General features: G+C 66.9%; 16 protein-coding genes and 1 tRNA gene. 8 read left to right on the top strand and 9 right to left on the bottom strand.

Annotation, left to right across the window (positions count from 1 at the left end; all coding sequences use genetic code 11):
• Together H7290_RS11515 and H7290_RS11510 are read right to left on the bottom strand one after the other, a co-directional pair.
• Window positions 1-811 (bottom strand): aminotransferase class I/II-fold pyridoxal phosphate-dependent enzyme (locus tag H7290_RS11515; protein ID WP_290514159.1); only part of this gene is annotated, 811 nt, incomplete at its 3' end.
• Window positions 808-2,088: an adenosylmethionine--8-amino-7-oxononanoate transaminase gene (locus H7290_RS11510; RefSeq protein ID WP_290514158.1), complete on the bottom strand. Its 1,281-nt coding sequence runs from the start codon at window positions 2,086-2,088 to the stop codon at window positions 808-810. The genes H7290_RS11510 and H7290_RS11515, both read right to left, overlap by 4 nt.
• A gap of 74 nt (window positions 2,089-2,162) precedes the next feature.
• Here H7290_RS11510 and bioB point away from each other — a divergent pair, with 74 nt between their 5' ends.
• The 4 genes from bioB (at window position 2,163) to pyk (ending at window position 11,152) form a co-directional block, all read left to right on the top strand.
• Window positions 2,163-3,158: a biotin synthase BioB gene (bioB, locus tag H7290_RS11505; RefSeq protein ID WP_290514157.1), complete on the top strand. Its 996-nt coding sequence runs from the start codon at window positions 2,163-2,165 to the stop codon at window positions 3,156-3,158.
• A 448-nt stretch (window positions 3,159-3,606) separates the two neighbouring features.
• Window positions 3,607-8,166 carry a glutamate synthase large subunit gene (gene gltB, locus H7290_RS11500; RefSeq protein ID WP_290514156.1) on the top strand — a complete coding sequence of 1,520 codons (4,560 nt, stop codon included), beginning with the start codon at window positions 3,607-3,609 and terminating at the stop codon, window positions 8,164-8,166.
• Window positions 8,159-9,625, top strand: coding sequence for a glutamate synthase subunit beta (locus H7290_RS11495; protein ID WP_290514155.1), 1,467 nt, complete (start codon window positions 8,159-8,161; stop codon window positions 9,623-9,625). The genes gltB and H7290_RS11495 overlap by 8 nt, the downstream gene beginning before the upstream one ends.
• Window positions 9,626-9,694: 69 nt before the next feature.
• A complete protein-coding gene (pyk, locus tag H7290_RS11490) occupies window positions 9,695-11,152 on the top strand; it encodes a pyruvate kinase (RefSeq protein WP_290514154.1) in 1,458 nt (485 codons plus the stop codon).
• 160 nt (window positions 11,153-11,312) lie between these two features.
• Here the strand turns inward: pyk and H7290_RS11485 are convergent.
• A tRNA-Leu gene (locus tag H7290_RS11485) sits at window positions 11,313-11,395 on the bottom strand.
• A gap of 55 nt (window positions 11,396-11,450) precedes the next feature.
• Here H7290_RS11485 and H7290_RS11480 point away from each other — a divergent pair.
• Window positions 11,451-12,074, top strand: a complete 624-nt coding sequence (locus H7290_RS11480) for a response regulator (protein WP_290514153.1) — start codon at window positions 11,451-11,453, stop codon at window positions 12,072-12,074.
• A 160-nt stretch (window positions 12,075-12,234) separates the two neighbouring features.
• Window positions 12,235-13,518: an ABC transporter substrate-binding protein gene (locus tag H7290_RS11475; RefSeq protein ID WP_290514152.1), complete on the top strand. Its 1,284-nt coding sequence runs from the start codon at window positions 12,235-12,237 to the stop codon at window positions 13,516-13,518.
• Window positions 13,519-13,772: 254 nt separating this feature from the next.
• Here H7290_RS11475 and H7290_RS11470 read toward each other — a convergent pair whose 3' ends face one another.
• The 5 genes from H7290_RS11470 to H7290_RS11450 all read right to left on the bottom strand — a co-directional run bounded on the left by H7290_RS11470 (window position 13,773) and on the right by H7290_RS11450 (window position 18,727).
• Window positions 13,773-14,552 carry an ABC transporter ATP-binding protein gene (locus tag H7290_RS11470; RefSeq protein WP_290514151.1) on the bottom strand — a complete coding sequence of 260 codons (780 nt, stop codon included), beginning with the start codon at window positions 14,550-14,552 and terminating at the stop codon, window positions 13,773-13,775.
• Complete coding sequence (locus H7290_RS11465) at window positions 14,549-15,457, bottom strand: ABC transporter ATP-binding protein (RefSeq protein WP_290514150.1); 909 nt, start codon at window positions 15,455-15,457, stop codon at window positions 14,549-14,551. The genes H7290_RS11470 and H7290_RS11465 overlap by 4 nt, the downstream gene beginning before the upstream one ends.
• Window positions 15,447-16,442, bottom strand: coding sequence for a branched-chain amino acid ABC transporter permease (locus H7290_RS11460; RefSeq protein WP_290514149.1), 996 nt, complete (start codon window positions 16,440-16,442; stop codon window positions 15,447-15,449). The genes H7290_RS11465 and H7290_RS11460 overlap by 11 nt, the downstream gene beginning before the upstream one ends.
• Window positions 16,443-16,451: 9 nt before the next feature.
• Complete coding sequence (locus tag H7290_RS11455; RefSeq protein WP_290514148.1) at window positions 16,452-17,726, bottom strand: hypothetical protein; 1,275 nt, start codon at window positions 17,724-17,726, stop codon at window positions 16,452-16,454.
• A 179-nt stretch (window positions 17,727-17,905) separates the two neighbouring features.
• Entirely contained in the window at window positions 17,906-18,727 is an 822-nt protein-coding gene (locus H7290_RS11450; RefSeq protein WP_290514147.1) for a DUF554 domain-containing protein, read from the bottom strand.
• A gap of 50 nt (window positions 18,728-18,777) precedes the next feature.
• Between H7290_RS11450 and H7290_RS11445 the strand changes: the two genes are divergently transcribed.
• Complete coding sequence (locus H7290_RS11445) at window positions 18,778-19,395, top strand: GNAT family N-acetyltransferase (RefSeq protein ID WP_290514146.1); 618 nt, start codon at window positions 18,778-18,780, stop codon at window positions 19,393-19,395.
• Between the two features lie 47 nt (window positions 19,396-19,442).
• Window positions 19,443-22,106, top strand: coding sequence for a DNA polymerase I (gene polA / locus H7290_RS11440; RefSeq protein WP_290514145.1), 2,664 nt, complete (start codon window positions 19,443-19,445; stop codon window positions 22,104-22,106).
• A gap of 15 nt (window positions 22,107-22,121) precedes the next feature.
• Here the strand turns inward: polA and H7290_RS11435 are convergent.
• On the bottom strand, window positions 22,122-22,377 hold a 256-nt coding region (locus H7290_RS11435; protein ID WP_290514144.1), incomplete at its 5' end, for a GNAT family N-acetyltransferase.

The following is a 22,377-nucleotide window of genomic DNA, read 5'->3' as shown; positions in this document are numbered from 1 at the left end:
CGAGCGCTGCCGCGGTGGCCGCTGGTGCAAGACCTGTGTCGAAGATGAACGGCCGCGCGCGATTGACGATGTGGTCGACCACGGCCCGGCTACCGAGCACCGCGCCCCCCTGGCTGCCGAGCGCCTTCGAGAGCGTCATGGTGACGATGACGTGGGCAAGCCCCGCGAGGCCGAGCCCGTGGACGAGTCCGCGGCCTCGACCGGCCACCCCGATGCCGTGCGCCTCGTCGACGAGGAGGGTCGCGTCCTCGCGCTCGCAGACGTCGGCAAGTCGTACCAGCGATGCCGCATCCCCGAGGACCGAGTAGATCGACTCGACCAGCACCATGGCCCGCGACTCGGTCCGCTCGGCCAATGCCCTTTCGACACCGGGGACGTCCCCGTGATCGACGACGACCCGGGGTGACCGGGCGAGGCGGCAGGCATCGACCAGCGAAGCATGCACGTGTCTGTCCGACACGATGAGCGTGTCGGCGTCGGTCAGGGCCGTCACCGCCGAAAGGTTGGCGTGGTAGCCCGTCGAGAAGACCAGTCCCGCCGGTTGTCCGGTGAAGTCGGCAAGCTCGTCCTCGAGCTCGGTGTGCAGGCGGAGGGTCCCGGTGACGAGTCGGGACGCCCCGGCACCGGCGCCCCACTCGATTGCGGCCTCGGCCGCGGCAGCGGTCACCCGTGGGTCTCGCGAGAGCCCGAGGTAGTCGTTACCGGCGAGGTCGATCACGCCAGACGTGGGCCCGCGGGAAAGGAGCCGGCGGGTGAGCCCGGCCTTCTCGCGTGCCGCGGACTGTTCGGTGAGCCAGTCGTCAAGCCTCATCTGCACTCCTTCGATGCCGCCGCCGCGACGAGCGCGGCGGTGATGGTGTCCAGCTCGTCGTCGCCGCACACGTACGGCGGCATGGTGTAGATCAGGTCGCGGAACGGGCGCACCCACACCCCGTGGTCGAGCGCTACCGCGGAGACGCGTCTCACGTCGACCGGACGGTCGAGCTGGATGACCCCGACGGCGCCGATCGTCCGGACGTCGACGACGCGCTCGAGGTCTGCGGCGGGCGCGAGTCCACGCGAGAGGGCAGCGCCGATGCGCAAGACATCCGATCGCCAGTCGCCCCCCGCCAGCAGGTCGAGGCTCGCGGTGGCGACCGCACAGGCGAGCGGGTTGGCCATGAACGTGGGCCCATGCACCAGCACGCCGGACTCCGAGGCCGCGATGCCAGCGGCGACGGCCGGCGTGCACACCACTGCGGCCAGCGTCATGTAGCCACCGGTCAACGCCTTGCCCACGCACATGATGTCGGGAGACACCGAAGCGTGGTCGGACGCGAACATCTCGCCCGTGCGCCCGAATCCCGTGGCGATCTCGTCGACGACCAGCAGCACACCGAGGTCGTCGGCCCGTTCGCGCAGCCAGGTGACGACCGCTGGTGGGTAGACGTGCATGCCACCGGCGCCCTGCAGCACGGGCTCGATGATGATCGCCGCGATCTGCTCCGACGCGGCGTCGAGCACCTCAGCAGCCGCAGCCGCCCACTCGGCAATGTCAGCACCGAGACCGGCGGGCGGGCGGGGGAGAAACACCTGCGGAGCCAGGACATCGGCAAACATCGTGTGCATCCCGCCGACCGGGTCGCACACGCTCATCGCCCCGAAGGTGTCGCCGTGGTAGCCGCCGCTGGGCGTCGCGATGCGCGTTCGACCCGTGTGCCCCAGGCCTCGCTGGTGCTGGAGTGCCATCTTGATCGCGACCTCGACGCAGACCGATCCGGAGTCGGCGAAGAACACGTGCTCGAGCCCGGGCGGTGACATGTCGACGAGTCGCCGAGCGAGCCCGATGGCGGGCTCGTGCGTCAGCCCGCCGAACATGACGTGCGACATCACGTCGACCTGGGCATGCGCCGCCGCATCGAGCGCAGGGTGCCGGTAGCCGTGGATCGCCGACCACCACGACGACATCGCGTCGATCGGGCGCCGGCCGTCGGCAAGCTCGAGTCGGGCACCTCTGGCGGAGCGGACGAGGAGGGGCCCGTGCACCGGAGGTATCGCGGCGTAGGGGTGCCACACGTGTCGGCGGTCGTACTCGAGAAGGTCGTCCATGGCACGCCCACGCTATCCTGAACACTGTTCGGGTTGGTGGCCGACCTGAACAGTGTTCAGGTTAAGGTGTCGTCATGACTGACGTCGTTGACATCGCCCGTGACCACGTGCTCCGCGGAGGCCTCGGCCTTTCCGAGGAGCATCTTGTCGACATTCTCCACCTACCCGACGAGCGGGTACCTGAGCTGCTGGCTCTGGCGCACGAGGTTCGCATGACGTGGTGCGGGCCGGAGGTCGAGGTGGAGGGCATCGTCTCGCTCAAGACCGGAGGCTGTCCCGAGGACTGCCATTTCTGCAGCCAGTCGGGCCAGTTCCAGTCACCTGTACGGTCCGTGTGGCTCAACATTCCCGAGCTCGTCGAGGCCGCCAGGGAGACCGCCAAGACCGGCGCCAGCGAATTCTGCATCGTCGCCGCCGTACGTGGGCCCGACCAGCGGCTGATGGACCAGGTGCGCGCGGGCATCCGGGCGATCCGGGCCGAGGTCGACATCAACATCGCCTGCTCGCTCGGCATGCTGACACAGGCACAGGTCGACGAGTTTGCCGAGATGGGCGTGCACCGTTACAACCACAACCTCGAGGCTGCGAGGTCGTACTTCCCCCACGTCGTGACGACGCACTCGTACGAGGAGCGGTGGAACACGTGCCTGATGGTGCGCGAGGCCGGCATCGAGCTGTGCTGTGGTGGGCTCGTCGGCATGGGCGAGAGCGTCGAGCAGCGAGCCGAGCTCGCGGTCCAGCTCGCTGAGCTGCGTCCCCACGAGGTGCCCCTCAACTTCCTCAACCCTCGCCCCGGCACACCCTTCGCCGATCAGGCGCTGATGAGCCCGCAGGACGCCCTGCGGACGATCGCGGCGTTCCGGCTCGCGATGCCACACACGATCCTGCGATATGCCGGTGGGCGCGAGCTGACCCTTGGCGACCTCGGGACCCGCGAGGGTCTGCTGGGCGGCGTCAACGCCGTCATCGTCGGCAACTACCTGACGACTCTTGGCCGCGACGCCAACGAGGACATCGACCTGCTCGCCGAGCTCGGTATGCCGATCAAGGAGCTTCAGAAGACCCTGTGACGGACTACTGCGGCCAGTGTGGCGGGCCGGCTGGCGAGCGTACGCATGAGCGGTGCGTCGAGCGGCTCCGCATGGAGCCGCCCCGGTTCTGTCCCTGCTGTCGGCGTCGCCTCGTGGTCCAGGTCGTGCCCACCGGATGGTCTGCACGGTGCATCGAGCACGGCGAGACCCGTTCGTCCTCCGGTTGACCCCCGCGGGTGTCTTTGTGTTGCCAGCCGACCAACAGGGCGCGAGCTCGCACAAGGCGGCGCGCACGGTGGGCGGGCCCTCAGCACGGGCCGTGCGACGTCGAGGTGTCCGGACCACGCGACCCGCTTTCGCGTCCGTCCAGGTATGCCTTCGCGGGCGCCGCCGTGTAGCCTTGGGATGCTGTCCGAGGCCAATGTCGTCCCCGGTACGAAGGCGTTTCCATTTTCGTAGCCATTGATGACGTGAGTAAGGGGCCCGCATGCGCACCCAACCTTTTTCGGCTCAGCCTCCCGCCCAGGGTCTCTACGACCCGGCGAACGAGCACGATGCGTGCGGCGTCGCCCTCGTGGCGACCCTGACAGGCGTTCCGAGCAACGACATCGTCGTCAAGGGCCTCACGGCCTTGCGTAACCTCGACCACCGCGGCGCCGTGGGTGGCGAGCCCGACACCGGTGACGGGGCCGGCATCCTGATCCAGATCCCGGACGCCTTCCTGCGTGCCGTCGGCGGCGTCGATCTGCCCGCTCCCGGTTCCTACGCCGCGGGCATGGCGTTCCTGCCGATCGAGGAGGCCGAGGCTGCCGTGGCACGCGACCGCATCGAGGCGCTGGCCGTGGAGGAAGGACTCACGGTCCTGGGTTGGCGCGAGGTGCCGATCAACCCCGACATCCTCGGCTCGATGTCCCGTGGCGCCATGCCGTCGTTCTCCCTGATGTTCACCGCCTCGGCGGGCGACGAGCTCTGCGGGCTCGAGCTCGACCGGGTGACCTTCTGCCTGCGCAAGCGGGCCGAGCACGAGCTGGGTGTCTACTTCCCGTCGCTCTCGAGCCGCACGTTGATCTACAAGGGCATGCTCACCACCGAGCAGCTCGAGAACTTCTTCCCCGATCTGTCCGACGAGCGCATGGAGTCGGCACTGGCCATCGTCCACAGCCGGTTCTCGACCAACACCTTCCCGAGCTGGCCGCTGGCGCACCCGTTCCGCTTCATCGCGCACAACGGTGAGATCAACACCGCCCGCGGCAACCGCAACTGGATGCGCGCTCGCGAGGCGTTGCTCGAGAGCGACCTGATCCCGGGCGACATGAGCCGCCTGTACCCGATCTGCGACCCCCTCGGCAGCGACACAGCCTCCTTCGACGAGGTGCTCGAGCTGCTGCACCTCGGGGGCCGCAGCCTGCCGCACGCCGTCATGATGATGATCCCCGAGGCGTGGGAGAACAACGCCGACATGGACGCCGCGCGTCGCGCGTTCTATGAGTTCCACTCCTCCGTCATGGAGCCGTGGGACGGGCCTGCTGCGGTGTGCTTCACCGACGGCAACCAGGTCGGTGCCGTCCTCGACCGCAACGGTCTGCGTCCTGGTCGCTACTGGGTCACCGAGGACGGCCTCGTCGTCCTCGCCTCGGAGGCCGGCGTGCTCGACATCGACCAGAGCATGATCACCCGCAAGGGCCGTCTCGAGCCGGGCAAGATGTTTCTCCTCGACCTCGACGAGCACCGCATCATCGAGGACCACGAGATCAAGACCACCCTCGCTGCGGAGCGCCCCTACGACGAGTGGCTGTACTCCGGGCTCGTCCGTTTCGAGGACCTGCCCGACCTCGAGCACATCGTGCACACGCACGCGTCGGTGACGCGTCGTCAGCAGGTCTTCGGCTACACCGAGGAAGAGCTCCGCATCCTCATTGCGCCGATCGCGCGCACTGGCGCCGAGGCGATCGGGTCGATGGGTACCGACACGCCCATCGCCGCCATCTCCGACCGTCCACGGCAGCTGTTCGACTACTTCTCGCAGCTCTTCGCGCAGGTCACCAACCCGCCGCTCGACGCCATTCGCGAGGAGGTTGTGACGTCGCTGGCGGGCACGATCGGCCCCGAACGCAACCTGCTCGCACCGAGCAGTGCGTCGTGCCGCATGCTCCAGCTGCCGTTTCCTGTCCTCGACAACGACGAGCTGGCCAAGATCCGGCACATGAACAAGGACGGCGACATGCCCGGCTTCTCGGTGCACGTCGTCCGCGGGCTGTACGAGGTCCACGGCGGTGGCGCCGCGCTCAAGTCCAGGCTCGAGGACATCTGTGCGGAGGTGTCGACGGCGATCGCCGACGGTGCACGCATCATCGTGCTCTCAGACCGGCACTCCAACGCCGACCTCGGCCCCATCCCGTCGCTGCTGCTCACCGGCGCCGTGCACCACCACATGGTCCGCGAAAAGCTGCGCACCCAGGCTGGCCTGATCATCGAGGCCGGCGATGTGCGCGAGGTGCACCACGTCGCGTTGCTCATCGGCTTCGGTGCGACCGCCGTCAACCCGTACCTCGTGCTCGAGACCGCCGAGGACCTTGCCCGTGAACGCATCTTCGTCGAGGGCGTCGCCCCCGCCAAGGCCCTGCGCAACGTGGCCCAGGGCCTCGGCAAGGGCGTCCTGAAGGTCATGAGCAAGATGGGCGTGTCGACGGTGGCGTCCTACACCGGCGCGCAGATCTTCGAGGCCGTCGGTCTGTCCCACGAGACCGTCGATGCCTACTTCACCGGCACCTCGTCCAAGCTCGGCGGGGTCGGCCTCGACGTCATTGCCGAGGAGGTCCGGTCGCGGCACCTGCGGGCCTACCCGACGAGCGGCATCGCCGGACCGCGCCGCCAGCTCGATGTCGGTGGCGAGTACCAGTGGCGTCGTGAGGGTCCTGAGCACCTCTTCGACCCCGAGACCGTCTTCCGCCTCCAACACTCGACCCGTACCGGAAGCTACGACATCTTCAAGCAGTACACCTCCCGCGTCGACGACCAGTCAGAGCGCCTGATGACGCTGCGTGGCCTCTTCGCCCTGAGGGGCGAGCAGGGCGGCGGAGGGGTGCGCACCCCGATCCCGATCGAGGAGGTCGAGCCGGTCTCCGAGATCGTCAAGCGGTTCTCGACCGGCGCGATGTCGTACGGGTCGATCAGCCAGGAGGCTCACGAGACCCTGGCGATCGCGATGAACCGGCTGGGTGGCAAGTCCAACACCGGCGAGGGTGGCGAGGACGCCGAACGGCTCTACGACCCTGAGCGTCGCTCGGCGATCAAGCAGGTCGCCTCCGGACGCTTCGGTGTCACGTCGGAGTACCTCACGAACGCTGACGACATCCAGATCAAGATGGCGCAGGGAGCCAAGCCCGGTGAGGGTGGCCAGCTGCCTGGTCCCAAGGTCTACCCGTGGGTGGCCAAGACCCGCCACTCGACACCGGGTGTCGGCCTCATCTCGCCGCCACCGCACCACGACATCTACTCGATCGAGGATCTCAAGCAGCTCATCCACGACCTGAAGAACGCCAACCCGTCGGCACGGGTCCACGTCAAGCTTGTGTCGGAGGTGGGCGTGGGCACGGTGGCGGCAGGCGTCTCGAAGGCTCACGCTGACGTCGTCCTGATCTCTGGGCACGACGGAGGCACCGGCGCCTCACCCCTGACGTCGCTCAAGCATGCGGGTGGACCGTGGGAGCTCGGCCTCGCCGAGACCCAGCAGACCCTGCTGATGAACGGTCTCCGCGATCGCATCGTCGTGCAGTGCGACGGACAGCTCAAGACCGGCCGCGACGTCATCATCGCCGCGCTGCTCGGTGCCGAGGAGTTCGGCTTCGCCACGGCGCCGCTGGTCGTGAGCGGATGCATCATGATGCGGGTCTGCCATCTCGACACGTGCCCCGTGGGTGTCGCGACGCAGAACAAGACGTTGCGCGAGAAGTACTCCGGCAGGGCCGAGTACATCGTCAACTTCTTCACCTTCATCGCGCAGGAGGTGCGGGAGTACCTCGCCCAGCTCGGCTTCCGCACGATCGAGGAAGCGGTGGGCCACGCGGAGATGATCGACGTCCGGCACGCGGTCGACCACTGGAAGGCCGAAGGGCTCGACCTCACGCCGGTCCTCTACGTCCCAGAGCTGGCCGAGGGCGCTGCCCTGCACAACACCAAGAGCCAGGACCACGGTCTCGACCGGGCACTCGACAACGAGCTGATCGCCCTGAGTGCCGACGCCCTCGAGCGGGGAGAGCCGGTGCGGGCCCAGGTCGACATCCGCAACGTCAACCGCACGGTCGGCACGATGCTCGGTCACGAGGTCACCAAGCGCTACCGCGGCGAGGGCCTGCCGGAGAACACCATCGACCTGACCTTCCTCGGGTCGGCCGGGCAGTCGTTCGGCGCATTCGTCCCGAAGGGCATCACCCTGCGGCTCGAGGGCGACGGCAACGACTACGTCGGCAAGGGCCTGTCCGGCGGACGCATCGTCGTCCGGCCCCCGCGCAACGTGCAGTTCAGTGCTGAGGCCCAGATCGTCGCGGGCAACGTCATCGGTTTCGGTGCCACGAGCGGCGAGATCTTCCTGCGCGGCAAGGTCGGCGAGCGCTTCTGCGTCCGCAACTCCGGCATGAGCGCCGTCGTCGAGGGTGTGGGCGACCACGCCTGCGAGTACATGACCGGAGGCCGGGTCGTCATCATCGGCCCGACCGGTCGCAACGTGGCGGCGGGCATGAGTGGCGGCTCGGCCTACGTGCTCGATCTCGACACCAGCCTCGTCAACACGGACATGGTCGAGTTGCGACCCGTCCCGGCCGAGACCGCCGACGAGCTGAAGACACTCGTGCGCAAGCATCACGAGGAGACCGGCTCCGTGGTGGCCGAGCAGCTGCTCGGCAGCTGGGAGCAGTCGCTCGCCCGCTTCACCGAGATCATGCCGGTCAACTACCGGCTGGTGCTCGAGGCGCGAGACGCCGCCGAGTCCGAAGGACTGTCCGATGAAGACACCACAGCACGCATGATGGAGGTGGCCAACCGTGGCTGATCCCCGAGGGTTCATCACGACGCCCCGCGAGGTCGCCGAGCGACGTCCGGTGGAAGAGCGCGTCCACGACTGGAACGAGGTCTATCCCGGGGGAGCGGGCCGGGCGCTGCTCCCGATCATCACTGAGCAGGCCGGGCGGTGCATGGACTGTGGCATCCCGTTCTGCCACTCCGGCTGCCCGCTCGGCAACCTCATCCCGGAGTGGAACGACTTGGTCTGGCGTTCGGACTGGGACGAGGCGCTCGACCGTCTCCACGCCACGAACAACTTTCCGGAGTTCACCGGACGGTTGTGCCCGGCGCCGTGCGAGACCGCATGCGTCGTCGCCATCAACCGTGACGCCGTCACGATCAAGAACGTCGAGGTGTCGATCATCGACAAGGCGTGGGACGACCGTCAGGTGCGCCCCGAGCCGCCCGAGTGGCTCACCGGCAAGACCGTCGCCGTCGTGGGCTCCGGACCGGCCGGGCTCGCGGTCGCGCAGCAGCTCACCCGTGCCGGTCACACCGTCGCGGTGTACGAACGTGACGACAAGCCCGGCGGGCTCCTGCGCTACGGCATCCCCGAGTTCAAGATGGAGAAGATCCAGGTCGATCGGCGCATCGACCAGATGGAGCGCGAGGGCACCGTCTTCCGCACCGGCGTCCAGATCGGTGAGACATTGACCGGCGCACATCTGCGCGACCGCTACGACGCCGTGGTCCTCGCGATCGGCTCGACGGTCCGGCGCGACCTGCCGGCGCCCGGCCGGGAACACGCGGGCATCCACCAGGCCATGGAGTTCCTGCCCCAGGCCAACCGCGTGGCCCTCGGTGAACAGGTCGACGACCAGATCCTGGCCACCGACAAGGACGTCGTCATCATCGGCGGCGGCGACACCGGCGCCGACTGCCTGGGTACCTCGATCCGCCAGGGTGCGAAGTCGATCACCCAGCTGGAGATCCTGCCCAACCCCGGGGGCGACCGTCCCGACACCCAGCCCTGGCCGACCTACCCGATGATCTATCGCGTGTCCTCCGCGCACGAGGAGGCCGGCGACCGGGTCTACTCGGTCTCGACCAAGGAGTTCCTCGGCGATGACGATGGTCACGTGAGTGGGCTGAGCCTCGTCGAGGTTGAGTTCATCGACGGCAGGCTCACCGAGGTCGAGGGTTCGGAGAAGATCATCCCGGCGCAGCTCGTGCTCTTCGCGATGGGTTTCACCGGCCCCGAGAAGGAGGGGCTGGTCGACCAGCTGGGCGTCGAGCTCGACGAGCGTGGCAACGTCAAGCGCGACGAGCGATACATGTCCAGCGTCGACGGTGTGTTCGTCGCGGGAGACGCTGGCAGGGGACAGTCGTTGATCGTCTGGGCCATCGCCGAGGGTCGTTCGGCGGCGGCCGGGGTTGATGCGTACTTGTCAGGCTCGACCAACTTGCCTGCTCCGATCCTGCCCACCGCACGTCCTCTCACCGTGTGACGTTTATTTGTTGCCCCAAACCACATAAGTGACTCGCCGGTAGCGGGGTCACTGGATTAGGGTCGTGGAGTGAGAAGAGCAAAGATCGTCTGCACCCTCGGCCCAGCGGTCGGCAATGCCCACAAGATCCTCCAGCTGGCCGAGGCCGGCATGGACGTCGCACGGCTCAACATGAGTCACGGTGAGCAGGCCGACCACCGACAGAACTACGAGTGGGTGCTCGAGGCCGCGGAGAAGACCGGCAAGGCCATCGCCACGCTCGCCGACCTGCAAGGCCCCAAGATCAGGCTCGGCCGGTTCGCCGACGGGCCGGTACATCTCGAGGTCGGGTCGATGTTCACCATCACGACCGACGACATCCTCGGCGACGTCAACCGCTGCTCCACGACCTACAAGGGCTTGCCCGGCGACGTCACCCCCGGCGATGAGATCCTGATCGACGACGGCCGGATGCGCCTTCGCGCCACCGAGGTCAACGCCACCGAGGTCCTGACGATGGTCGAGACCAGCGGACCGGTCAGCAACAACAAGGGCATCAACCTGCCTGGTGTCATGGTCAGCGTGCCGGCCATGAGCGAGAAGGACATCGACGACCTGCGTTTCGCGCTGCGTCTCGGCGTCGACTTCATCGCCCTCTCGTTCGTGCGGTCTGCCGACGACTACGACGACGTCCGCAAGATCATGGACGAGGAGGGCGTGGTGCGCCCCGTCATCGCCAAGATCGAGAAGCCGCAGGCCGTCGACAACCTCGACGGCATCATGGACGCCTTCGACGGCGTCATGGTCGCGCGTGGCGACCTCGGCGTCGAGCTGCCGCTCGAGGACGTGCCGATCGTCCAGAAGCTCATCGTCGAGATGGCCCGACGCAACGCCAAGCCCGTCATCGTCGCTACCCAGATGCTCGAGTCGATGATCTCGGCTCCCCGCCCGACACGCGCCGAGGCGTCCGACGTCGCCAACGCGGTGCTCGACGGCGCCGACGCGGTGATGCTGTCCGGAGAGACGAGCGTGGGGGAGTACCCGATCCACACGGTCCACACCATGGCCCGCATCGTCGAGTCGACCGAAGATCACGGGCTGCCTCGCATGGCGGCGTTCACCTGGCGCGCCAAGACCAAGAGCGGCATCATCTGCCGCGCAGCTTCCGACGTCGCCGAGGCGATCGACGCGCGGTTCGTCGTCGCGTTCACCACCAGCGGCGACTCGGCCCGGCGCATGACGCGCTACCGGTCACACGTGCCCGTCATCGCGTTCACGCCCGACCCGATCGTCCGCCGCCAGCTGGCCATGAGCTGGGGCATCGAGACCTTCACCGTGCCGGAGGTCAAGCACACCGACGACATGGTGCTGCAGGTCGACAAGGCACTGCTGGAGATCGAACGTTGCAGCCTGGGCCAGCAGGTCGTCATCGTCGCGGGGAGCCCTCCGGGCATCCCCGGCTCGACGAACGCGCTGCGCATCCACAACATGGGCGACGCCATCAACAAGGTCGCGCCGGGCTACGAGGATGCCAAGACCGCAGATTGACCCGGGGGCGGTGGGTCAGCGTCCAAGATCAGCATCACGGTGAACCCATGCTGACCGCCAAGGATGCCTCCCGTGGGCCGGAAGGCCGACACGGTCGCCTCCGGCCGACGCTTCAGAAGCTCGCCTTGTCGGCAGTGGCCCCTATCTGCTCTCGTTCCAGTGCCGGGTGCGGGACTCGAACCCGCACGCCCTTGCGGACAACGGTTTTTGAGACCGTCGCGTCTACCATTCCGCCAACCCGGCGCGCACCGCGTCAGCCGCTCGTGTCACGACATCCTGTGCCGGATAACCTTCTCATGTGAGCGACTCCCCATCCCCATCGCCTCAGCCCGTGGCGCGACGTGTCGTGATCGCCGAGGACGAGGCACTCATCAGGCTCGACCTGGCCGAGATGCTCGCCGAGGAGGGCTTTGACGTCGTCGGTCAGGCGGGCGACGGAGAGGCCGCAGTCGAGCTCGCGGTTCGGCACCGGCCCGACCTGGTCGTGATGGACGTCAAGATGCCGAAGCTTGACGGCATCGCCGCGGCCGCCCAGATAGCCGAGGCTCGCATCGCCCCGGTCGTGATGCTGACGGCCTTCAGTCAGCGCGAGCTGGTCGAGCGTGCCCGTGACTCCGGCGCGATGGCCTACCTCGTGAAGCCGTTCACGAAGTCCGACCTGCTGCCGGCCATCGAGATGGCGATGAGCCGTTTCACCGAGATCGCCGCGCTCGAGCGGGAGGTCGACAACCTCAGCGGGCAGCTGGCGGCGCGCAAGGTTGTCGAGCGTGCGAAGGGCTTGCTGCAGGAGGCTCTGACCATCAGTGAACCTGAGGCATTCCGCTGGATCCAGCGCACCGCGATGGATCTCAGGCTGACGATGCAGCAGGTTGCGCAAGGTGTTGTCGACCACGGTCCGGGCCTCGGCGACACGAACCTGTGAGCACGGTTCGACCGTCTCAGCATTTCCTTGGTTACAACTTGGCTACGTTGCCTGCCGTGTAGACGTCCTCGCCACAAATGACCCCTCGGAAGACTAGATTCGGACCTACGTAAACGCTCCCTGGCGCGGACCATGGGCTTTCTACATATCCGGAGGATTGATGAAACGCAGTACCACAACGATTCGCCTGGCTGCCGTTGCAGCCGCAGGCGCGCTCGTGCTCGCTGCCTGTGGCGGCGGCAGTGACAGCGGAAGCAGTGCCAAGAAGGATGGCGGCGCCACCAAGGGCGACGGCACCCTGACCATCGGCCAGCTCCTTCCGCAGACCGGTAGCCTCGCGTTCCTCGGCCCTCCGGAGTTTGCTGGCGTCGACCTGGCCATCAAGGACATCAATGCCGCCGGCGGCGTGCTCGGCAAGGACGTCGTTGGCGTCAAGGGCGACTCGGGCGACACCGACTCGGGCATCGCCCCGGCTGAGGCAGACAAGCTGCTCAAGGCCAAGTCCGACGTCATCGTTGGTGCTGCGTCCTCGGGCGTCTCGCTGACGGTCATCGACAAGATCATGTCGGCCGGCACCGTCGAGTTCTCACCGGCCAACACGTCGACCTCTTTCGATGAGGGCGACTATTCCAAGCCCGACCTCTACTTCCGTACGGCGCCGTCCGACGTCCTCCAGGGTGCCGTTCTCGCCAACCTCCTGATCGAGGACGGACGTCAGAACGTCGCCATCCTGGCCCGCCAGGACGCCTACGGTGAGACCCTCGCGAAGGAAGTCACCAAGAACCTCAAGGCCGCGGGCTCCAAGGTGGCCGTCTCGGTTCTCTACAGCGAGAAGAACGGGCCTGGTGACAGCCAGATCACCCAGATCGCCGACGCCAAGGCTGACGCAGTCTTGCTGATTGCCTTCGAGGAGACCACCACGGTCATCCCGAAGCTCGTCCAGGCAGGAGCTGGCCCGCAAGACGTCCCGACGTACTTCGTCGACGGAAACACGGCCAACTACGGCAAGGGCGACGCTGCTTCGCTTCCGGACGGCACGCTCAAGGGCACGAAGGGCACCATCCCCGGAGCAAAGGCGGGCGCCGACTTCAAGACGCGTCTCGCGACGGTCAACCCGAAGCTGAAGGACTACGCCTACTCGGCGGAGTCCTACGACGCGACCGTCGTGTCCTCACTTGCCGCGATCGCTGCCGGTGATGATGCAGGTGTGGCCATCGCCAAGGAGATCCCGAACATCACCAAGGGTGGCGAGAAGTGCGACTCGTTCGAGAAGTGCGCAGCGCTGCTCAAGAAGGACAAGAGCGCTGACATCGACTACGACGGTGTCTCCGGTCCGATCGAGCTCGGCAAGACGGGCAGCCCGACGGCCGCCTCGATCGGCATCTACCAGTACGACGGCAAGAACAAGATCGCTCCTGTTGACTACATCAGCGGCACGATCTGAGTCACGGACGACGCTGATCTGATCAGCTGAGCCCAGAGGGCCCCGGTGCTTCGGCACCGGGGCCCTCCGTTTCCCCACCGCCCCCCACCCCCACCAGCGCCACGCTCGCGAGTCACTCAGGACCGTCGGGGAGTCACTCAGGACTAGGACCGGGCGGACGGGTCCCGTGTTGTGTCGATGGCCCCGAAGGGCGCTAGCCGCAGCACCCCGGCAGATTTGGGGGCGGTCACTGGTCCTGAGTGACTCGCGACCGGTTAGTCGGGTTGCTGGCCGAGGGTGCCGAGGTAGAGCTCGATGACCTTGGGGTCGTTGCCCAAGGACTTGCCGGTGCCGGAGTAGGCATTGGTGCCATGGTCGAGCACGTATCCGCGGTCGCAGATCTGCAGGCAGCGGCGGGCATTCTGCTCCACCATGATGACCGAGACGCCAGCCTTGTTGATGTTGCGCGTCTGCACAAAGACCTCGTCCTGCAGCACGGGGGACAGCCCGGCCGACGGTTCGTCGAGCAGCAGCACGGAGGGGTCCATCATCAGGGCGCGCCCCATGGCGACCATCTGACGCTCGCCGCCGGACAGCTGCCCGGCTCGCTGCTTGCGGCGCTCACCGAGCCGCGGGAAGAGGTCGGTGACGAAGCCGAAGCGCTCCTGGAACCGCTTGGGGTCCTGGTAGCACCCCATCTCGAGATTCTCCTCGATCGTCAGGCTGGGGAACACATTGTTGTTCTGCGGCACGAAGCCGATGCCCTTCGACACCAGCTGGTCGGCGCGCTGGTTGGTGATGTCATCGCCCTTGAGCCGGACAGACCCGGTGTGAACCTTCACCAGGCCGAAGAGCGCCTTCAGCAGCGTCGATTTTCCCGCGCCGTTGGGCCCGATGATGGCAACGAGCTCGCCCGGGTTGCAGTAGAGGTCGGCACCGTTGAGGATGTTGACGCCGGGCAGGTAGCCGGCGATCAGGTTGTCGGCGCGCAGCACCGCATCGTCGGCGTTGGCGAGGTGCTTGTCGCGCTCGGACGTCTGACTGGTCTCGGTCATGATTTTGCCTCTTCGTCGGGCTCAGCCTCGGCCGCGTGATCGAGCTCCTGGATGTCGAGCTCGGTGATGTCGGTGTCGTGATGCGCGCCGAGGTAGGCGTCGATGACGGCCGTGTCGGCCATGACGGACTGCGGCGTGCCCTCCGCGACGATCTGCCCCTGGGCCATGACGATGACCCAGTCAGAGATGTCGCGGACCATGTCCATGTCGTGCTCGACGAACAACACCGTTCGGCCCTCGTCGCGCAACGACTTCACGTGTTCGAGCAGCGACTGCTTGAGGGCAGGGTTGACGCCGGCCATGGGCTCGTCGAGCATGATCAGCTCGGGGTCGACCATGAGGGCGCGAGCCATCTCGAGCAGCTTGCGCTGACCACCGGACAGTGAGCCAGCGAAGTCCTCGCGCTTGGCGTCGAGCTTGAACCGTTCGAGCAGTGCGTCCGCGCGCGTGGTGTTCGAGTCCTCCTGAGCGCTCCACAACGACTTGAAGACCGCAGAGAAGAACTTCTCGCCGCGCTGACCGGTTGCTCCGAGGCGCATGTTCTCGATGACCGTCAGCTTGGCGAGCACCTTGGTGAGCTGGAATGTGCGCACCATGCCACGACGCGCGACCTTGAAGGCCGGGACCTTGGCGAGAGGCTTGCCGTTGAACGACCACTCTCCGCCGTCGGGCTCGTCGAACCCCGTGAGCAGGTTGAACAAGGTGGTCTTGCCCGCCCCGTTGGGCCCGATCAAGGCGGTGATGACGCCGCGCTGGATCTCGATCCTGCCGACGTCGACGGCCTTGAGACCACCAAACGTGCGGGTGATGTTGGTGCCCTTGAGGATCGGGTCGGGCTTGGGGGCCCCTGGTTCGTGGGGTACATCCGCGAGTGCTGCACGGGCGTCACTGAGTTCAGCGGCCATCGATCGCGATCTCCCTTCGATCGCCGAAGATCCCCTGTGGTCGGAAGATCATCAGCAGCATGAGGCCCAGTCCGAGCAGGATCAGGCGGATGAGGCTGGATTGGTCGGACGTCATGATGTAGTCGGGGATGACGGGGTTGGCGCCCTTGGTTGCTTCGCTGAAGAACGACCCGATGCCGGCGATGAGGAACCAGAAGATCATCGAACCGACGACCGGACCGAGGACGCGAGCCGCGCCACCGATCAGCAGCGCCGCGTAGGCGTAGAACGTGAAGGTCGTGTTGAAGTCGGTCGGGACCGCCGAACCCTGCTTCAGGATGTGGAAGATGCCGGCGATGCCACCGAAGACTCCGCCGAGGATCAGCGCCTGCATCTTGTAGGCGAAGACGTTCTTGCCCAACGAACGGACGGCGTCCTCGTCCTCACGGATCGACTTGAGGACGCGTCCCCAGGGGCTGCGCATGAGGGACCACACGAGGAGGCAGGAGATCGCGACCAGCGACCAGCCGACCGTGATGGACCACAGGTCGTTGCGACTGAACGACACGAAGCCGAGGTTGAGACCGTTGTTGTAAGGGTTGAGGTTCTGATACGGCCTGACGAATCCGGTGAGCCCGTTCGAGCCGCCGAAGGTGTTCTTGAACTCGACGGCGCCGAAGATCAGCCTCAGGATCTCGGACGTGGCGATCGTGGCGATCGCGAGGTAGTCGGCTCGCAGTCGCAGCGTGGGCACACCGAGCACGAGCGCCAGCAGCACCGCGGCGATGATGCCGACGATGAGCCCGAGCCAGAACGGCAGGTCCCAGGTCACGACACTGACCGCGAGACCGAAGGCCGCGATCGACATGAAACCAGCCTGGCCGAAGTTGAGGAGCCCGGTGTAGCCGAAGTGGACGTTGACGCCGATCGCGGCTAGCGCGAAGACGATGGCCTGCGGGCCGAGGGCCGACGAGAAGGCGGCGTCGATGATGGTTCCGAAATCCATGGTGGGCCCCTAACCGATCCGCTGTGCTTTGCCGAGGATGCCCTGCGGCCTGATGAGGAGGATGAGGATCAGCACCACGAGCGCGCCGACCTCCTTGATGGATGCCGGAACGCCGAACACAGGCCCGAGCTCGACCATCAAGCCGATGATCAGGGACCCGATCAGCGCACCCCAGATGGTGCCGAGGCCGCCCAACGTGACTCCGGCGAAGACCAGCAGGAGCTGATTGAATCCCATCTGGAAGTTGACCTGGTCCTGGACGGCCAGCAGCACGCCCGCCAAGCCGGTCAGCGCTGTGCCGAGGATCCACACCGACGAGATGACACCGTCGACGCGCATACCGGACGAAGCGGACAGCGCCGGGTTGTCCGAAACGGCGCGCATGGCCTTGCCCAGACGAGTCCGCATCAGGGCGACGCAGGCGACGCCGATCGTGATGATCGAGATTGCGAAGATCGCCACCTCCTTGTGCGAGAGGTCGACCGGGCCGTAGCTGTTGCGGGGCTGCGTGACGTACTCCGTCAGCGTCCGGGTCGAGCCGCCGAATCCGTACTGGAAGAGGCTGCGCATCAGCAGCGCAAGACCGATCGACACGATCATCATCGCGATCAGGCCTGTGCCGCGGTTGCGGAGTGGTCGCCACAGACCTCGATCCTGGGCGTAGCCGAACGCCGCTGAGGCGACGACCGCAAGGATGCCGGCGATGATCACCGGGAAGCCCATGCCGCGGTTGAAGATGTAGGTGGCGATGCCGCCGAACGTGATGAGCTCGCCGTGCGCGAAGTTGGTGAGGCCGGTGGTGCCGAAGATCAGCGAGAGTCCGAGCGCCGCGAGAGCGATGATCAGTCCTCGCTTGAGCCCGTCACGCGTGCCGTCGACGACCTGACTGCCGAACGACGCGTCCTTGACGACGACCGCGCCGATCTGGAACTGCACGAAGTTGGACGAGGCGAGCTTGACCTGGACGGTCTTGGTGGTCTCACCCTTGCCGCTGAGCTTGACGCCGCTGGGGAGGGTCTTGGGGTCGAGATTCACGACGAAGCGGCCGTTGCCCGGAATCGCGATGCTCACGCGACCCTTGCTGTCGGTGGTTTGCGTCCCGAGCTCGGTTCCGGTCTTGCTGTCCTGCCGGACCGTCAGCGAGACACCTGGCACCGGCTTTGGTTCGCCTTTGCCGCCGTTGAGGTCGAGCAGCGTGACGGTGATGTTGGCGCCCTTGATGATCGGGTTGTCCGCCGGGGTGGGTGTCGTCTCGGCAAGTGCCGCTCCTGGGGTGAGAAGCATGAATACTCCCACCACCGTTGCGAGGAGGGCTGCTAGTCGCAGTCGCACACGTGACTCCTGTCGGGCTGATGCACGGTTTGTTCGAGTGATCCTCGGACTATAGCCACTGGGTGGAGTCACAGGCGTCACATTCGACATCAGGAAGTAACAGTTGGGTTTCGGTTCTTCGGACGTCTGTCTCAATTGAGCGCTATCGCGATCTGGCAGAGGACGGGTGCGACCACGAGGGCGGGCAGGAGATCGGCCACGGGGATGACCTTCAGCTCGAGCAGGCGGAACGCGACCCCGATGAGGATGAGACCGCCGGTGGCTGTCAGGGCAATCAGGTGGGCCTCGGGCAGGAACGAGCCGAGCAACGCACCAAGAAGGGTGAGTGACCCCTGGATGACGGCCACCGACAGCGCAGAGGCCATGACACCGATGCCGAAGGAGGCCGCGAAGGCGAGCGCGGCGAAGCCGTCGAGGGCAGCCTTGAGGAGCAGCTGATCAGCCCCGTTGCCCAGACCTTCGTTGATGGACCCCAGGATCGTGAGCGGGCCGATGCAGAAGACCAGCGAGCTGATGACGAACCCCTCGATGAACCGTTCGCGACCTTCGTCGGCGTCGCCTCGGGTCAGCCGCGCCTGCAACCATCCGCCGAACGCCTCCAGCCGATCCTCGAGCCGGCCCCACGAGCCGAGCATGCCGCCGATCACGAGGGAGCCGAGCACGATGAGCACCGGCGCGCTCGTGCCGACAGCGTCGGTCAGCGCTGGGTCCGACACCTGCACGGCGGCCTGGGCGGCGATGAGCAAGGTGACCAGGCCGAGCGCAGACGTGACGGTCGAGCGAACGCGCAGGCTGAGACGGTGGCCCACCAGCAGGCCGAGGCCCGAGCCGGCGATCACGGTTGCCACATTAGTGGCGGTGCCGATGCCGACGAACATGTATCGTCTCCCTCGATGCTTGCGGGACAACTCTTCCACGAGCTTCACGCCGCTGCCCAGCGCGTAGTGTGTCATTTCCGCACCGTCGAGCACGAGGCAGCGCCCGGACAGGAGATCAGCGACAGATGTCGAGCCGACCGCACATCGTTCTTCGAGACGCCGAGCGCGAGGACGCGAGCGCGCTGGTGACGCTCTGGACAGAGTGTGCCGGCGCAAGTCTGGACGAGGGCTCCGAAGCCTTCACGCAGCAGTCCCTGTGGCGCAAGCCCGGCGTCGCTGAGGCCGCCGCGGCGCTCGAGCTCAACCTCGCCCGCCCCGACAAGCGCATCATCATCGCTCTGGTCGACGGTGAGATCATCGGGGCCACGGTCTGCGACGTCACCACTCTCACGCCGATCACCCTGACCCGCGTGCTGGTGGTCACCGAGATCCAGGTCTCTCCACGCTTTCGCCGCCGATCGGTGGCCTCGACGCTCCTGTCAGCCGCGTCCACGTATGGCGAGGAGCACAACTGCGAGATCGTGGTGGCAGCCATCCCTGTGCACTCGCGTGAGCCGCACCGCTACCTCACCAAGATCGGCTTCAACCAAATTGCGGTGCTCCGGGCGATCCAGGCCAGCAAGCTGCGGTCGAGGCTCACCACCAAGGCGACGAACTCACGCGACACCGGCAAGCTCATCGCGGTGCGTCGCACCCTCAGACGCCGACAGGGCGACCCGCGCCCCGTGCGTCCCCGCGCCTGAGCGGCACGCCTCGTCGAACGTCCGAGCGGACGGCTAGAGTCGGTCAGGTGGACCGCCTCCTGCTGATCGACGGCCATTCGGTCGCCTACCGTGCCTTCTTCGCCCTCCCGATCGAGAACTTTTCGACGACGACGGGCCAGAGCACCAATGCGGTGTTCGGCTTCACGTCGATGCTCATCAACGTGCTGCGCGACGAGAAGCCCACCCACGTCGCGGTCGCGTTCGACGTGTCGCGGCAGACGTTCCGCCTCGAGCAGTACGCCGAGTACAAGGGCAACCGCAGCAAGTCGCCGCCGGAGTTCACCGGTCAGATCCCCCTGATCAAGGAGATCCTCGGCGCGATGCACATCCAGACGTTCGAGAAGGACGGTTTCGAGGCCGACGACATCATCGGCACCCTTGCCACCCGGGCCGAGGCCGCCGGCATGGACGTCCTGATCTGCACGGGCGACCGCGACGCGTTGCAGCTCGTCACCGACCACACCACGGTGCTGTACCCCCGCAAGGGTGTGTCCGACCTGGCCCGCATGACGCCGGCCGCGGTGGAGGAGAAGTACGCCGTCACGCCCGAGCACTATCCCGACATCGCGGCGCTGGTCGGTGAGACGAGTGACAACCTGCCCGGCGTCCCGGGCGTGGGGCCGAAGACCGCCGCCAAGTGGATCAACCAGTACGGCACGCTCGAAGCGCTCGTCACCGACGTGGGCAACGTCCCGGGCAAGGCAGGGGAGTCGCTGCGTGAGCACCTCGGCGACGTCCTGCGCAACCGCAGCATCAACGCACTGATCCGCGACCTCGACCTGCCGGCCGGTCCCGCCGATCTCGCCTTCGACACGGTGTGGGACCGCGAGGCCATCCACACGGTGTTCGACTCGCTCGAGTTCAACGCCCTGCGCGAGCGGCTGTTCACGGCCTTCGGTGACGTCGAGCCCCAGGCCGACGAGGGCTTCGACCTCGAGGGCGTCAGGCTCGAGCCCGGCGCCGTGACGTCGTGGCTCGACGAGCAGTCAGCGTCCGGCCTCCGACTGGGGCTGCACGTCCAGGGGTCGTGGGGTCGAGGCACCGGTGACGTGGTCGCCCTGGCAGTCGCCTCCGACGAGGCCGCCGCGTGGATCGGCACCGACGACGTCACGCCCGACGACGACGCCGCGATCGCCGCCTGGCTGGGCGACGCCGCACGGCCCAAGGTGTTGCACGATGCCAAGGGGCCCTCGCTGGCACTTGCCGCACGGGGCTGGCCTCTCGTCGGGGTCGCCGCCGACACCGCGCTGTCGGCTTATGTCGTGCGGCCCGACCAGCGGTCCTACGACCTCGGAGACCTCTCGGTCCGCTACCTCAAGCGTGAGCTGCGTGACGAGTCCGACAACGCCGGCCAGCTGACACTCGACACCGACGACCTCGGTGCCGAGTCCGGCATGCTGCGAGCCCGCGCGACGCTCGACCTCGCGGCAGTGCTCGACGAGGAGGTCGAGCAGTCCGGCGGCACGGCACTCATCACCGACGTCGAGCTGCCGCTCGTGGCGACGCTCGCGCGCATGGAACGCACCGGCATCGCGATCGACGACGACCACCTCGTGACGCTCGAGTCGGAGTTCGCTGCACGAGCGCAGAACGCAGCCAGCGAGGCGTACGCCGCGATCGGTGGCAAGGAGATCAACCTCGGTTCGCCAAAGCAGCTGCAGGTCGTGCTGTTCGACGAGCTGGGCATGCCCAAGACCAAGAAGACCAAGACGGGCTGGACGACCGACGCCGAGGCGCTGCAGCAGCTGTTCACCAAGACCGAGCACCCCTTCCTGCAGCACCTGCTCGACCACCGCGACGTCACTCGGCTCAGGCAGACCGTCGAGGGGCTGCGCAAGTCCATCTCCGACGACGGGCGCATCCACACGACCTACGCGCAGACCATCGCCGCAACGGGTCGCCTCAGCTCGAACGACCCCAACCTGCAGAACATCCCCATCCGCACCGCCTCGGGTCGCCGCATCCGCGAAGCGTTCTGTGTCGGCGACGGGTTCGACACGCTCCTGACCGCCGACTACAGCCAGATCGAGATGCGCATCATGGCGCACCTGTCAGAAGATGCCGACCTGATAGCGGCGTTCAAGTCCGGCGAGGACTTCCACACCGTCATGGCAGCCAAGGTCTTCAGCAAGAAGCCCGAGGAGATCGGCACCGAGCTGCGCGCTCGTATCAAGGCGATGAACTACGGTCTGGCCTACGGGTTGTCCTCCTACGGCCTCAGCCAGCAGCTCAGCATCTCCACGGGGGAGGCGCAAGGGCTCATGGACGACTACTTCCAGCGGTTCGGTGGGGTGCGCGACTACCTCCGGGGTCTCGTCGACGAGGCGAGGCAGACCGGCTTCACCGAGACGATCATGGGCCGTCGTCGTTACCTGCCCGACCTGCAGAGCGACAACCGGCAACGCCGCGAGATGGCAGAGCGCATGGCGCTCAACGCGCCCATCCAGGGGTCGGCCGCTGACATCATCAAGGTCGCGATGCTCGGCGTCGAACGCGCTCTCGACGGGGCAGGGCTCACGTCGCGCATGCTCCTGCAGGTGCACGATGAGCTCGTGCTCGAGGTGGCGTCGGGGGAGAAGGAGGCCGTCGAAGCGCTCGTACGCGCCCAGATGGGCTCGGCGGCTCAGCTCTCGGTGCCACTCGACGTCTCGGTCGGCATCGGCCGCACCTGGCACGAAGCGGGCCACTGACGCTGGCCGGTCTGCTCAGAGCGCGATAAGCGCCTTGAGCAGCTCGGGCTCGAGATCACGGTCGGCGTGGATCAGCCGCTTCGGACCCTCTGTGGGCCTGCCGCGCCATCGCAGCGTCAGTCCCGCATTGGCCGCCACCCTCGAGGAAGCCGGGTTGGTCGACAACACCCGGGCGACGACGGGAAGCGTCAGATCTGCTGCTTGTGCGGCCTCCACGGCGGCGACAGCCACCTCGGAAGCGAGTCCGTGGCCCCACACCGCGGGGGACAGG

The organism is Aeromicrobium sp. (assembly GCF_014378035.1).
Taxonomy (GTDB): Bacteria; Actinomycetota; Actinomycetes; order Propionibacteriales; family Nocardioidaceae; genus Aeromicrobium.
Note: the sequence above shows the minus strand (reverse complement) of the source record. Positions and strands in the feature narration are given on the sequence as shown.

Bases quoted from the DNA above. Each gene is read 5' to 3' on its own strand.
- H7290_RS11460 (WP_290514149.1), bottom strand. From the start codon at position 16,442: ATGGATTTCGGAACCATCATCGACGCCGCCTTCTCGTCGGCCCTCGGC.
- H7290_RS11455 (WP_290514148.1), bottom strand. From the start codon at position 17,726: ATGCTTCTCACCCCAGGAGCGGCACTTGCCGAGACGACACCCACCCCG.
- gltB (WP_290514156.1), top strand. From the start codon at position 3,607: ATGCGCACCCAACCTTTTTCGGCTCAGCCTCCCGCCCAGGGTCTCTAC.
- bioB (WP_290514157.1), top strand. From the start codon at position 2,163: ATGACTGACGTCGTTGACATCGCCCGTGACCACGTGCTCCGCGGAGGC.
- H7290_RS11450 (WP_290514147.1), bottom strand. From the start codon at position 18,727: ATGACACACTACGCGCTGGGCAGCGGCGTGAAGCTCGTGGAAGAGTTG.
- H7290_RS11445 (WP_290514146.1), top strand. From the start codon at position 18,778: ATGTCGAGCCGACCGCACATCGTTCTTCGAGACGCCGAGCGCGAGGAC.
- H7290_RS11510 (WP_290514158.1), bottom strand. From the start codon at position 2,088: ATGGACGACCTTCTCGAGTACGACCGCCGACACGTGTGGCACCCCTAC.
- H7290_RS11475 (WP_290514152.1), top strand. From the start codon at position 12,235: ATGAAACGCAGTACCACAACGATTCGCCTGGCTGCCGTTGCAGCCGCA.
- H7290_RS11470 (WP_290514151.1), bottom strand. From the start codon at position 14,552: ATGACCGAGACCAGTCAGACGTCCGAGCGCGACAAGCACCTCGCCAAC.
- H7290_RS11465 (WP_290514150.1), bottom strand. From the start codon at position 15,457: ATGGCCGCTGAACTCAGTGACGCCCGTGCAGCACTCGCGGATGTACCC.